This window comes from Chryseobacterium carnipullorum, from assembly GCF_900142785.1.
Classification (GTDB): domain Bacteria; phylum Bacteroidota; class Bacteroidia; order Flavobacteriales; family Weeksellaceae; genus Chryseobacterium; species Chryseobacterium carnipullorum.
The window spans coordinates 68,571-81,970 of the sequence record NZ_FRCD01000005.1 but is presented as its reverse complement, the minus strand read 5'-3'; the positions used below and the strand labels follow the sequence as shown (position 1 = coordinate 81,970).

Sequence of the window (13,400 nt, the reverse complement as noted above, 5' to 3'; positions counted from 1 at the left end):
TTTTTTTTATAAGCTCATTTTGGTGATCAAAAGTGTAAAGGAAGCTCTTACATTAAGATTACTTGCCGTAAATCCATTGCCTGTATCAAATTCAAACTTCTGTCTGATCGTTGTTGGAGCAGCCAGCGTTAAAAAATAAGTTCCCTGAAAAAAAGTAAATGAACTGGATAGCTGGCACATTTTGTTCATTTCAGTAATCGTAGCACTTGTGGCCCCATTAATTAAATAAGAACGCGTGCAGGTAAAGTTTTGTGAAAGATACTGTGTATTCGCCGGACCCGAATTATTATTGGCATTACTCGTATCTACAGAATAACGGACGATGTAAGTTCCGGCTGGCAATGTAATGGTAGAAGTATCAGCACCAAGTGATGCACCTGTGATCTTATTGGCAGCAACGGTAAATCCTGTAAGTGTATTATTCGTACTGTTAGCAGGGATTAGAGCAGAAGGGTTAATAAGAAGAGACATAATCTGGGGTTCAGATCCTGCAAGAATAGCACGTTGCCACTGGTCTCTTATCCATATATAGTACCCTTTTGGATAGACAGAACTGCCTCCTTTGTTAAATATCATTAGTCCGTCTGCAGGGTTTGAAACCGGAGTAGAAGTACTGTTCAGTACCGTGAGATCATATTGTGGAAAAAGAACACCTTTATTTGCTGAATTGATATCCAGAACACTACTTGCGTTGGGTGTATTGGTATTAATACCCACCTGTGCTTTTATGAACATGCTTGACAGGAAAGCTGCCATACAGAATATATAAATAAGTTTTTTCATTTTTTTACTGTTATTGATTAAGAGCAGAACGCTGGATGTCAATTTTTGCATTGGTAATGATGATTTCTCCGTTATTTGGAGTGGTACCTCCAGCGCCCGCCTGATAGGTTCCTCCAGCGTCATGAGCAATAGAAGGAAGAAGTGTAATAGGCGTTGTAGAAGTTGTTACAAAAGAGAAACTCAAATTAAGAGTATGCGTTTTGTTGGTGGCGATCGACTGGGCGTTTAAGCTGATAGTTTTTCCATACTGTGTCCCGCTTACAGGGTCGATAAGCTTTACAAGATACTGATGTAAGTGAACTGCGGTGCCTCCAATACCCAATGTCGTGCTTTCAAGAGCTGTACGGATGTTCAGACATACATTCACCAGATATCCACTGTTGCCAGGGAGTGTGATAAGCCCGGAGCCAGTATTGTAAGACGCTCCGATATCGTTCGAGATGACTGTAAGGGCGGCATCATTGAAGTTTTTAAAAGTGCCGTTTGCAGAAGCTCCCAGTATAGTATAATCAGTAGTTCTCTGAAGGATCATATAGCTCACGAGATTGTAAGTGTCTGAAATCTGGTTCCAGCGGTTGTTTTTCCATAAGTAGAGACCTGGGCTCATAGAATTCCCTTTATTATATACTAAAAGCCCATTTGCAGGATTGTTTACAGGACTTGTATTGCTTAATATATCTACAATATCTACTCTGGGAAGAAGAACTCCTTTATTGGAAGATTCTGAAATTTCCAGCACTGCAGAGCTGTTAACGGTGTTTTTCCCTATAGCAACTTGTGCATATATCAGGTGGACTATTGATAAAAATAGTAGAATATAACTTTTTTTCATATTTTGTATTTAAAGCTTAGAGATTTTAATATAAGATCCTGTTGGGATCACATTCACCAGATCATAGAATGTACTGTTCTGCATTCTTCCAAGGCTAAGCCTTAGTCCCCCGATGATGTTGGCATTGGCATTATTAGGTACACTATAATAATACGACCAGGTTGCAAGGTGATTGGTGTTCACTTTCGAAACAATCGGGACTTCCTTTCTGGAATTGGCTCCCGCTGTAAAGGTGTTGGTAGAGTTATTAAAGGTTTCGCTAAAGAAATCGATGAAATATCCCATCAGATAATAAGTACTACCTGTAAGAGGAGCAGTGCCTCCCTGTCCTGCAGGGCTTTCCTGTGGTGAGTTGAGGTTAAGGTTTACTTCAACGAGGTAATTTCCCTGTGGAAGGACTAAAGAATAGCCTCCGGATACTGTATTCAGCACTACTTTAAAACCATTAATATTGGAAACACCGGAAATTGCCGGCGGATTTACGACTAATAGCGCACTAGCTCCTGCAACAGCATTGTCCAGTAAAGACAGAGAACCTGTGAAATCCAGATAAGCTACTTTAGGGGTTTCTTCAGCATCTATCGCACTTTGCCACTGGTTTGAAGTACCATTGAAAAAATGAAGTGCCTTATTGTTACTGTTCGTTCCTCCATTAAAACCAATAAGCCCATTGGCTGGCGATGCTACGGGAGAAGTTGTACTGCTCAGGTTAGCGATATTAAGGTTGGGGAAAAGAAGACCCTTGTTACCTCCGGAGATCGTAACAGTAGGAGGACTGGTATAACCCGTTCCACCATTATTAATCGTAATTCCTGTCACTGTACCTCCTGAAATAGAAGCTGTTGCCCTGGCTTTTGTTCCTCCGTTGACGATAGATCCTCCTGCATAGAAGTTAACTGTAGGAGCGGTAGTGTATCCGCTTCCGCCGTTGGTTAAGGTAATCCCTGTGACAGCACCTCCTGAAATTGTTGCCGTAGCAATAGCTGGAGTTCCTTTAAAGTTTTCGATGTGTAAAATTGCACTGGGATCAGGTGTGGACGTGTCAATCCCTACATTTCCGCTTTGGGCTAGTGCCGCTGTTGCAAAAAATGTACTCATGAAATGGATGATTTTCATCTGTTTTATGTTTTAATGAATATTTTTAATTAAATACTAATAAAATAAACAATATTAAGGGTGCAAATTACATAAAATAAATAACTTAATTGAATTCTTATTATAAATTTACTTTACTCATTTGTGTATTTTATTCAATTAAAAGTGAATAATATTATATTTTATCTATTATTTTTCATAATGTATTGGTAATTATTTACCTCTAAGATGTCTATTATTGAATCGTTCTACATGACAGACTTAAGTGAACTTAAGTGAACTTAAATTATTTTTTAGAAAATTTTAAACCATTTCATTTGATATTTATTAAAAAAATTCTCAATAAAATAGATTCTATTACGACTATTCACCAGCATTTTTAAAAAATACAAATTGTAATTTCATTACGAATTTCAATGCAAGGCTATTGACAGTATCCATGAAATATTTTTGGCCGTTAAAAAACTTTTTTGGCTGTAAAAATTAACGTGTTAAAATCGTTAAACCCATCCTTACTTATCAAACTTTTCCCGAAATTTGATGTAAAATTTAGAAATATGCCACAATCGCTTATAAGCAGAACACCGAAACCAAAATATGACGTTGTACTGATAGGCGGCGGAATCATGAGCGCCACTTTAGCAACATTGCTTCACGAATTTGATCCCAATCTTGAAATTGCCATCTTCGAAATGCTTGGCAGGTTTGCGAAAGAAAGTACCGCAGCATGGAATAATGCTGGTACGGGGCATTCAGCTTTTTGTGAACTTAATTATACGCATGAAAGACCGGATGGAACCGTTGATATTACTAAAGCCGAGAGTATTGCAGAGCAGTTTGAAATGTCAAAACAGTTCTGGGCTTATCTGGTGACTAAAGGATATGTGGAGAATCCAAAGGATTTTATCAATTCATGTCCGCATATGAGCCTTGTATTCGGCGAAAAAGAAGCTGAATACCTTAGAAAACGTCATCAGACGATGTCGGAATCGGTTCTTTTTTCAGGGATGGAATATTCTACCGATCATGATAAGCTTAGAGAATGGATTCCCCTGGTGATGAGCAAAAGAAATGATTCTGAAGTGATGGCGGCTACCAAGATGGATATGGGGACGGATGTCAACTTCGGAACTTTAACCAGAAAGATGGGAAGACATCTGCTGGAGGATTCTAATGTTGAGGTATTTCTTTACCATGAAGTGAAAGATGTGGATCCCAGAGAAGACGGAAAGTGGGAAATGAAAGTCAAAGACAGAATCCACAATCACAAACAGGAAGTTGTTGCTGATTTTGTATTCATTGGTGCTGGTGGCTATGCGCTTCCTCTATTGGACAGTTCAGATATCAAAGAAAGTGAAGGGTACGGTGGTTTCCCTGTTTCCGGACAATGGCTGGTAAGTCATAACCAGGAATTGGTTGAAAAACATCACGCCAAAGTATATACCCAGGCAACAGTAGATGCTCCGCCTATGTCTGTTCCTCACTTGGATCTTAGAATTATTGATGGTAAAAAAGCGCTTCTTTTCGGACCTTTTGCCGGGTTCTCTACAAAATTTCTGAAAGAAGGAAGTTATCTGGACTTACCTGAAAGCGTTAATACTAAAAATTTAAGATCACTATTTGGTGCGTGGTGGCACAATCTTCCGCTGACTAAATACCTTATTCAGCAGGTAGCGATGACGAAATCACAAAGAATGCAGCATCTGAGAGAATTCATCAAAGATGCCAATGAAGAAGACTGGGAACTGAAAGTAGCCGGACAGAGAGTACAGATCATTAAAAAAGATGAAAAAGACGGTGGAAAACTGGAGTTCGGAACTGAAGTGGTCGTGAATAAAAGCGGAACCATTGCGTCCTTGCTTGGCGCTTCTCCGGGTGCTTCCACAGCGGTATATGCTATGCTGAATGTTCTTGAAAAATGTTTCCCTGAAAAATTGCAGGGTGAATGGAAAGACAAATTATTGGAAATAGTTCCTTCTTACGGTCAGAAATTAGCTCACAATCCAGAGCTTACAGAGAAAGTAAGAAATTATACCAAAGATAAATTAGAATTAGAATATTAAAAAAGTAATGGGTGAACAGTCAATTTATAGCATTCACATTGATGATTCACCCATTCACAATTGACATTGACATACAATAAAAGTTGGAAGAAATACTCGTAAAGCCCATTATCGCCAAAGAACTCCTGGAATCTCTTCAGACCAAAATTGAAGAGGAGAAGCAGGTTATTGTCCATTGCTGTTTTCCCGCGTCACCATTTTTGGGAAATCTGATCAGGATATGGAATTCTACCTACCTAATTGACAATCAGTCTGATCATAAAAGTAAGCTTATTCATGCTGAGAATATTACAATCTACCCCAATTGGACAGCCGTTCCGTTCATGCAGGATTTCTGGTTTACGTTAGTATTTTCTGGTTTGCCAAAAGACTGTAAAAGTTTTAACCTTAAAGAAGTTATACCAGAAGAAGGAGGGTTTTTTGTGGAATCTATCAAAAGAAACTCTCTGGATGTCTACCGGGTGAAAATTTCAGAATCTTATTAATAATGAAAGCGCGGGAGGAAAAACTGAAGCATATTATCAGCTGGGCAGACAACAATCCTGACATTCACGCTGTACTGCTGACCAGTTCGTTGGTGAATCCTTATGCACCTGTAGATGATTTCAGCGACCTTGATATAGAACTGGTCTTTGAAAATTTAAAAGAGTATGAGACCGATAAGAAATGGATTTATATTTTTGGTGATCCTGTTTCCATGGTAGAAGAAGATGATTCTTATTTTGATGGGAAACACGCCATGAAAATGGTACTGTACGCTGATCATGTGAAGGTTGATTTTAAACTTTATCAAAAATCAGAATTTTTAAAAGAGGTTCAGGAAGAAAAGCTTCCAGATGATTGGGATGTTGGTTACAAGGTTTTGATTGATAAAGATCAGCTGACCAAAGATTTAAAGCCGCCAACCTATCAGTCTGTCATGATCCGGAAACCTACAGAACAAAAGTTTCAGCAATTGATGAACGACTTCTGGTGGGATACGACCTATGTGGCCAAATGCCTGAAACGTGAAGATCTGTTTTATGCTAAATTCATGTCAGAAGATGTGATCCGGACAGATTATCTCGTGCCTCTGATTGAATGGTCTATTGCCAGTTTTCACGACTGGAAAAATATCACCACCAATAAACATGGCCGTCTTTTCAAAAAACACCTGTCTGCAGAACTCTGGGAAAGAGCAGAAGCCACCTTCTCAGGAAGCAGTATTGACGATAACTGGCGTGCTTTATACGCTTCAGCAGATTTGGTGCATGACCTTGGGACAGCTTTGGCTGAGAATCTTAATTTTGAGTACCCTCATCAACAGGAAGAGGATATCAGAAAATATTTAGATGAAGTACAATCCATGTAGTGAGATCTTAATCCTATGCAAATTCATTCTGCCTGATTAGATTTTCAATGCAATATTCTGCAATAGCAGTAATGGTCACAAAAGGATTAACCCCGATTGTTCCCGGAATCAAAGATCCATCTAACACATAAAGATTGTCGTGATCTTTTAGTTTTCCATAGTCATTGGTTGCCTTACCCAATACACAGCCTCCCAGCGGATGATAGCAGACATCTGCTCCGAAACCGTTATTAAATAAGAAATGGCTTCTCGTTCCGCCATTCGCCCGGTTCATCTTTTTGATAAAATAATTTGCATTCTCCTTCATTTTAACCGTATGGCTCGGATCCCAGTTTAAACTCAGTTTTTTGGTGTTAACATCATAGGAAACTTCCCCTTTTTTATCAACTCTATTAATTAAAAGATATAACGCTGTAGCTACATCCATTCCCATCGGAAGCGGAGCGATTTCCGTGAAAAAAGGATGTTCTTTGTCTTCCCAGTTATCAATACCTCCCACAGGAATCGTAGATTGTTTGGCCCCTGTTCCGCCGGACAATGGTTTTACCCAGTTTCTGCCCGTCATGAAATTGCCGTTGTTCCCCCAGTTTTTCCCGATCTCTTCGTGAATCGGAAATTTATTAACGGCATTGGACTGTAAAAGAATTTTCAAAGTTCCCATCGTTCCCGCAGCGAGAATCAGTTTTTTACAGTTGAATACCTTATCAGAAACAACAGCCCCTGAAGTATCAATTTGCTGCACATTTAAAGTATAGGTTTTATCGTCATTAAGCTTAATGTTTTCGACACAATGAAGATCCAGAATTTCGAGATTTCCGGTTTCGAGTGCCTTTTTGAGGTAGGTTTTATCCAGACTGTTCTTGCCGTGGTTATTTCCGTAAATCACTTCTGTATTCAAAGCAGAACGGGGAACTTCATTCTTATATTCTTTTTCCATGTATTGGAAATCATAAACATTCGGAACCCGTATGGTTTTGAAACCTGCTTTATGAGCCTCCTCTTCACCTACCCGTGTAAACTGATAATAAGGGCAGTCTTTTAAAAATTGCTCATCAATAACATTCACTTTCAGTTCTTTATGAACCATTGGGAAATAGGTGCTGTAAAACTTTTCAGCATCCAGATCAGGAAAAACTTCTTTAAAGTAGCTTTCCTTAGGGGTAACGGCCATTCCGCCATTTACCAGAGAACCGCCGCCTACACCCCGTCCGACCCAGATATTGATATGCTCAAAATCCATTCTGTCCAGCGTTCCCGTGAAAGGAGTTAACGAAAAAATATTCATAAACGGTGCAATGGTCTTCTTTTTCAGCCACGCTGCACTTTTGCCTGGTTTCAACATACTGGAAAATGGAATTCCTGATTTTTCCCAATTCAGACCCATTTCAAGCATGACCACTTTTTTTCCGGCTTCACAAAGACGTAAAGCCGACACAGCTCCTCCATATCCGCTGCCTACAATAAGTATAGGAGCGTCTATGACATTTCCTTCTAAGCTGTCCGTTTTCGGCTGCATGGCCTGAAACAGATCAGCATTAAGGAAATAAAAACCTGATACTGCGAGAAGGCCCGTCTTGATGAATTTCTTTCTGTCCATAAGCTTTACAGGTCAAAAAATATGCTAAAGAAAATGGAATACGGATTATTTAAAACAGATTGTACCTTTTTATTACAATTTTAACTTTTCATGCCATGAAAAATTCATAGTTTTACTTATAATTTGAAGCGTTCATGAAAAAAATATTAATCATTCTTCTGTTATCTCCACTCTTCATTTTAGCTCAAAAAGGAGCTTCAAAAGAAAGCAAGGAGATCAGAAAATTTCAGAAAGAACTCGATGCAGAATATCTTAATCCAAAGGAAACGCCCTTACGTGGAGACAATTTTACGAATTTTAAAAAGCATCCTTTCTTTCCGGTTAATTTAAAATACAGGGTTACTGCAAAACTCAGTAAAACTGAAAATCCCCAACCTTTTGAGCTGCCTACGTCTTCCGGTAAGACAAAGCCGTATCGTGAATATGGAAAAGCAACCTTTGAACTCGATGGAAAACCTTATACCGTGACTTTGTATCAGAGTCTTGATCTTATTAAGCAGGACAAATATAAAGACCATCTTTTTCTTCCTTTTCGCGATGCTACCAATGAAAAAGAAACCTATGGAGGCGGAAAATATATGGACCTGAAAATTCCGAAAGGAAATACGATTGTTCTGGATTTTAATCAATCGTATCAGCCTTACTGTGCCTATAATGCTTACGATTACAATTGTCCCGTAGTTCCTGAAGAAAACAAGCTTCCGGTAGAAATCAGGGCAGGTGTCATGTATCAGGATATTTATCATCATTAAGAATATGGTCAGCTTAGATTTTTATAAACAGGAAGATTTCGCAGGGCTTAATTATGCCCTGGATGAACATCAGCAAAGGTATACTTCAACTGTAGAGCAGGCCTTGAAAAGACTCAGCGAGATCAATGATCCTAAAGCGTATGCTATAACAGTCTTTGAAAACAGGCAGCCGTCCGGATTTTTCGTGCTGGATTTTGGAGAAGATAAATTTGACTTGACCGATAATGAACAATCTGTTTTGCTGAGATCTTTATCTATCAATCCTGACTTACAGGGAAAAGGAATCGGAAAAGCTGCCATGCAGATTGCTGATGAATTTGTGAGGGGGAATTTTCCCGATTGCGAGGAAATTGTTCTGGCAGTTAATCAGAAAAATCTTTCAGCCTATCATATTTATCTGAAAACAGGATATCTGTACGATGGTAAAAGCAGAATAGGGAGGAGTGGTCCACAATATCTGATGTATAAAAAACTTTAATAAATTCAGTTAATGCAGTTCCGTCATTGATCAGCGATTCGATAGCCATTCCAGAAATAGGGTGGCCTTTTCTCTGGGCACAAAAACTTTCTCAGAGGTTTCCACATCCAGTTGTATCAAAAGTTTTCTATGGAAATAATGCTGTACTTCTCTGATGCTTTTGAAAGCTACAAGATATTGTCGGTTGACCCTAAAAAAATCTTCCGGACTTACCTGCCGCTGGAGTTCCTCTAATGTTTCTTTCATTGGATATACCTTATGGTCAGTTGTGGATAAAAAGGTGCCTTCAGTTCTTTTACAGAAATAGGAAATTTCACCGGTAGGAACATTGATATATCTGTTTTGTGAAAAGATCAGAAAATTAGTTTTTGTTTTTTCAGAGGGAATCACCGATTTTATGATCTGTAAAAGTTCAGCTGGTGAGTTTTGTTTTTGAAAGAAATTGCGGAACTGTTCCAGTTTTTGAAGGGATAACTCAATTTCGTTTGTTGTAAAAGGTTTCAGGATATAATCGATCCCGTTATTTCGGAAAGCCTCGAACGTATGGTCACTGTAAGCAGTACAGAATATAACGGGGATATGGATATCAACCGATTCGAAAATTTCAAAACATTGACCGTCTGCCAATTGGATATCCATGAATATCAGATCCGGCAGTGTTTCGTTCTGTAACCAGTCTATTGCAGATTCCACGCTTTGTAAAATACTCAGAATCTGACTTTCCGGCCTTACTTTCTTAAGATTATCTGCCAGTGCCTTGGCAGCTTTTATTTCATCTTCAATAATGAGAATATTCATAGACAAGCGGTAATTTAACAATGAAAAAATCTTTATTATGGATCACTTTTACAGGTTGATCTGTTAAGTGTGCATATCTGCCTTTTATATTATCCAGTCCTATTCCGGACGATTGCTCTACATTTCTTTTGGGCTGTATATTATTTTGAATCACCAGTTGACGATCCTCTTCAAAGATGGTTATACGGATGGGTTTCTCCAATGATACAATATTATGCTTAATACTGTTTTCAATAAGAAGTTGCAGCGTAAAAGGAGGAATTAAAGATGGTCTGGTCTTGTCTGAAATTGAAATTTCAATTTGGAAACCCTCTTCAAACCTTGATTTCAGCAGAAATGTATAAGCTTCCAAAATAGCAATTTCTTTATCAAGCGGGACAACATTCTCCCTTCTGCTTTCAAGCGAAAAACGATAAAAATTGGATAATTTCACAACAAAATCCGACGCCTGACTATCCTGTACATCAATCATTGATTTCAGCGTATTGAGGCTATTGAATAAAAAATGAGGATTGACCTGTTGTTTTAATAGTTCGTATTGAGCATTCAGATTATCGGTCTTTATTTTCTCAAGCTGTAATTTTACCTGTTGGGTGTCATAGCTTTGGTAAATGAAGTGAATCAGTAAAAAGACCGTAAGATTAATTAAAATTCCTCTAAACTGGTACATAAGAAACATCGGCAGAAACTGATAATGAGAAAAAATCAGATGGTACAAAGCGACTAAAATAGCCATGAATACCGTTCCTGAAATCAAACTGATCACAAGTTTCTTAGTCAGTTGATTCCGGCTGTTTCCGGGTACTGAAAATCTTGGTAGGCTGTAGAGATTATAGTACCATATAAATAAAGTGTAGATGAAAGCCATTCCTGCATCCACAGCCAATTCTGATGTTGTAATATTAATCTGAAGAACCTTTGGAATAGAGGCCAGAATAGCCATAAACACAGAGCTCAGCCATATTATTTTCGGAGAAACGTTAAAAGTATTTCTATTCGGCTGCATGTGATGAGTTACAAAATTAAAACTGGCTTCAACAAGGTACAAAAATTCAATGTTAATTACTGAAACGATAGATCGCTTTTTAAAACCTTCAACTATATTTTTCTTTTTTTAAGGCATGACGGCTGGCTGCAATGCCAGAATAGCTTTGATCCGCTTGCCCTTATCCGATGCTGGGATATCTTTTTCTGAGTGAGCACCAGGCAAAAATTCATAGGTGATATTTTGTAGATCTTTAAAGTTGGTATTTGTTTTTAAAGTCTCAATACTCACCAGCGAGCCAGGGATTTTTGCACCAAACCAGTTAGGATCATCTTGTTGTTTCCATGTGATCAGCACTAAATTTTTACTGCTGTTACTAGGGGTGGAATCTGACTGTAGCAGTGCATTATAGGCGTTCTCATTACCATATAATGTACTTGTTGTATGGTTTTTCGGATGGATAAAAGTGGTAATGGTTTTAAGCTTCATCTCTTTAAAATTGAATTTTTCAGGAAGAGATGCTTGCTGATTTCTGTTTTCCGGGAATGCTTTATTACATGAACAGAGCAAAAAAGAAAAGGTAATGGTAAGGATAAGGTATTTCATATTAGTGTTGCATTGGTAAGGTGAAAACATAATCGGTATTGGCTACAGGAGTATGACAATTGACACACTCTTTCGTAAAACTTTCATCATTTCCGTAGGGCTTCAGGTCAGTAGTCAAAAATCTTGCCCATCCCCATCCCTTGGTAGAAGCATATTTTTTACGGTCTTTAATCATATATTCCACAGCCCTGAAAGCACCGGGAGAAATATTTCCATCGGGAGTCGTCAAAGATTCCCAGTTGACTTTGGCAATAATGCTTCCATCTGGCCAGGGGTTTGTATGATGTTCTTTGATGGCCTGTATGGCAATGTTATTTCCGAAAATAATACGCAATGTTCCATTATCAATTCTTTGGGTCGTGCTTATTGGAGTCCAGTTTTTATATTCCGGGATATAAGCGATTCCATTTACGGCAACAGGTGACTTTTGGGGCGTTTTCATCTCTTTGTCACGCCATGCAGCATATTGTAAATTGAGCTTATGATCTTTTGCTGTGTCCTTTTTTTGTTCAGGAGCCAGCGTAAGGGCGTACTTTTTAAGTTTTTCCAGGTCAGCGTTTGACACTTTGGCTTCAGGGTGTAATGTTAAATAACTCTTTAACGGCATTGCACCCAGCATGATTTTATTAACAGCTCCCCATATTTTGGTATTTTGATCGGATTTTTGAAGCTGATCAAATTCTGAAAAATTTAAAACACTTTTTGCCCTGTTAACATGGTCTGCAACGATCCAGTTGGCAGGTGCGATCTGATCAAACCATTTTAAATTTTGCTGGTTGGAATGACAGTCGTAACATGAGTTTTTAAGAATCACCTGCACATCGTGAGGAAATACTTTTTTTTGACTTTCATGATGTCCTTTATCTATTTTTGGACGGTACAGTTGCATGAGTGCAAAAATACCTGTGATGACAAGTCCGGTTGTAATCATCTTGTTTTTCATAAATAGGCTTGAATTGAATACAAAGTAAAAGATGTTTTTCCTTTCAAAATTATAAAATGAGTTGAAACGTTCATTTTTATTCTTTAAACGTTCATAAGGCTTCGTCTGAAAAACTTTAATAAAATTTTAAATTTAAAAATTCCATCCGGCTGATTTCTTTCCATAACTTTGAGTAAGATCAAATAATAAAATATGGAAATATCACTTCGTAATCAGGTAGCTGTCGTTACTGGAGGCTCAAGCGGAATAGGTTCAGGAATTGCAAAATCACTTGCATCTGCGGGGGCAACTGTTATTGTGAATCACTCTTCGGAAAGATCAACCGATGATGCGCAGGCTGTCTTAAAAGAAATTACAGATGCCGGAGGAAAAGGAATGACCTATCAGTGTGATGTTTCTAAAGAAGACCAGGTGGTTAAGATGTTTGAAGATACCGTTTCACAATTCGGAACCGTAGATATCCTTATTAATAATGCCGGAATTCAAAAAGACTCAAAGTTTACTGAAATGACCCTTGATCAGTGGAATGCCGTGATTGGTGTAAATCTTACCGGACAATTTCTCTGCGCCCGCGAAGCTATTAAGGAATTTCTTCGTAGAGGGATAGATCGGTCCCGTTCCGTTGCCTGTGGGAAAATCATTCATATCAGTTCTGTTCACGAAATTATTCCATGGGCAGGACATGCCAATTATGCTTCCAGCAAAGGGGCCATCAGAATGCTTATGCAAACTCTTGCACAGGAATATGGTGCCAATAAAATCCGTGTGAATTCTATCTGTCCCGGTGCCATTCAAACCCCAATCAATAAAGAGGCATGGGGTACACCTGAGGCTTTGAATTCCCTGCTTCATCTTATTCCGTATGATAGAATAGGGCAGCCAGAGGATATCGGGAATTTAGCCGCTTTTCTGGCAAGTGATCTGGCAGATTATATCACAGGAACAAGCATTTTCGTAGACGGAGGTATGACCACATTTGAAAGCTTTTCTACAGGAGGATAGGTCGTTTTAAGTTTTCAATAGTATTAATGTTTGAGAGTGTTCTAGTGCCTGCAGAAGCCTCTTATTTAATCGTCTGAAATCCCACGTCTTAAGTCTTTTTTCTTTATTCTTTTCT

At 38.5% G+C, this 13,400-nt stretch carries 14 protein-coding genes; 6 read left to right on the top strand and 8 right to left on the bottom strand.

The genetic code is table 11. From position 1 onward, the window contains the following. Nucleotides 1-6: 6 nt before the first annotated feature. From BUC06_RS07105 to BUC06_RS07095, 3 genes are read right to left on the bottom strand one after another with little or no spacing between them, the layout of a single operon-like run. Nucleotides 7-783 carry a hypothetical protein gene (locus BUC06_RS07105; protein WP_073331769.1) on the bottom strand — a complete coding sequence of 259 codons (777 nt, stop codon included), beginning with the start codon at nt 781-783 and terminating at the stop codon, nt 7-9. Nucleotides 784-793: 10 nt separating this feature from the next. After that, nucleotides 794-1,615, bottom strand: a complete 822-nt coding sequence (locus BUC06_RS07100; protein WP_073331766.1) for a hypothetical protein — start codon at nt 1,613-1,615, stop codon at nt 794-796. A 9-nt stretch (nt 1,616-1,624) separates the two neighbouring features. Continuing rightward, nucleotides 1,625-2,731 (bottom strand): hypothetical protein, encoded by a 1,107-nt coding sequence (locus BUC06_RS07095; RefSeq protein WP_073331763.1) that lies wholly within the window; start codon nt 2,729-2,731, stop codon nt 1,625-1,627. A gap of 536 nt (nt 2,732-3,267) precedes the next feature. Here BUC06_RS07095 and mqo point away from each other — a divergent pair. The 3 genes from mqo (at nt 3,268) to BUC06_RS07080 (ending at nt 6,124) form a co-directional block, all read left to right on the top strand. Next, entirely contained in the window at nt 3,268-4,773 is a 1,506-nt protein-coding gene (gene mqo / locus BUC06_RS07090) for a malate dehydrogenase (quinone) (protein WP_073331761.1), read from the top strand. Nucleotides 4,774-4,856: 83 nt separating this feature from the next. Continuing rightward, on the top strand, nt 4,857-5,258 hold the full coding sequence (locus tag BUC06_RS07085) for a hypothetical protein (RefSeq protein ID WP_073331759.1): 402 nt from the start codon (nt 4,857-4,859) through the stop codon (nt 5,256-5,258). 2 nt (nt 5,259-5,260) lie between these two features. Beyond that, a complete protein-coding gene (locus BUC06_RS07080) occupies nt 5,261-6,124 on the top strand; it encodes an AadS family aminoglycoside 6-adenylyltransferase (protein ID WP_073331757.1) in 864 nt (287 codons plus the stop codon). A 13-nt stretch (nt 6,125-6,137) separates the two neighbouring features. Here BUC06_RS07080 and BUC06_RS07075 read toward each other — a convergent pair whose 3' ends face one another. After that, complete coding sequence (locus tag BUC06_RS07075; protein ID WP_073331753.1) at nt 6,138-7,721, bottom strand: GMC family oxidoreductase N-terminal domain-containing protein; 1,584 nt, start codon at nt 7,719-7,721, stop codon at nt 6,138-6,140. A 134-nt stretch (nt 7,722-7,855) separates the two neighbouring features. Between BUC06_RS07075 and BUC06_RS07070 the strand changes: the two genes are divergently transcribed. After that, nucleotides 7,856-8,473, top strand: a complete 618-nt coding sequence (locus tag BUC06_RS07070; protein ID WP_073331750.1) for a DUF1684 domain-containing protein — start codon at nt 7,856-7,858, stop codon at nt 8,471-8,473. 4 nt (nt 8,474-8,477) lie between these two features. Beyond that, the gene (locus tag BUC06_RS07065; RefSeq protein ID WP_083564017.1) at nt 8,478-8,951 is read left to right on the top strand and encodes a GNAT family N-acetyltransferase; all 474 of its coding nucleotides are present in this window, start codon (nt 8,478-8,480) and stop codon (nt 8,949-8,951) included. A 30-nt stretch (nt 8,952-8,981) separates the two neighbouring features. Here BUC06_RS07065 and BUC06_RS07060 read toward each other — a convergent pair whose 3' ends face one another. From BUC06_RS07060 to BUC06_RS07045, 4 genes are all read right to left on the bottom strand, one after another. Next, entirely contained in the window at nt 8,982-9,749 is a 768-nt protein-coding gene (locus BUC06_RS07060) for a LytR/AlgR family response regulator transcription factor (protein ID WP_073331747.1), read from the bottom strand. Continuing rightward, a complete protein-coding gene (locus tag BUC06_RS07055) occupies nt 9,730-10,755 on the bottom strand; it encodes a sensor histidine kinase (protein ID WP_073331743.1) in 1,026 nt (341 codons plus the stop codon). The genes BUC06_RS07060 and BUC06_RS07055 overlap by 20 nt, the downstream gene beginning before the upstream one ends. Nucleotides 10,756-10,863: 108 nt before the next feature. Further along, nucleotides 10,864-11,340: a hypothetical protein gene (locus BUC06_RS07050; RefSeq protein ID WP_073331740.1), complete on the bottom strand. Its 477-nt coding sequence runs from the start codon at nt 11,338-11,340 to the stop codon at nt 10,864-10,866. 1 nt (nt 11,341) lies between these two features. Next, nucleotides 11,342-12,283: a heme-binding domain-containing protein gene (locus tag BUC06_RS07045; protein WP_073331737.1), complete on the bottom strand. Its 942-nt coding sequence runs from the start codon at nt 12,281-12,283 to the stop codon at nt 11,342-11,344. A 192-nt stretch (nt 12,284-12,475) separates the two neighbouring features. Between BUC06_RS07045 and BUC06_RS07040 the strand changes: the two genes are divergently transcribed. Further along, complete coding sequence (locus tag BUC06_RS07040; RefSeq protein WP_073331734.1) at nt 12,476-13,285, top strand: glucose 1-dehydrogenase; 810 nt, start codon at nt 12,476-12,478, stop codon at nt 13,283-13,285. Nucleotides 13,286-13,400: the final 115 nt, after the last annotated feature.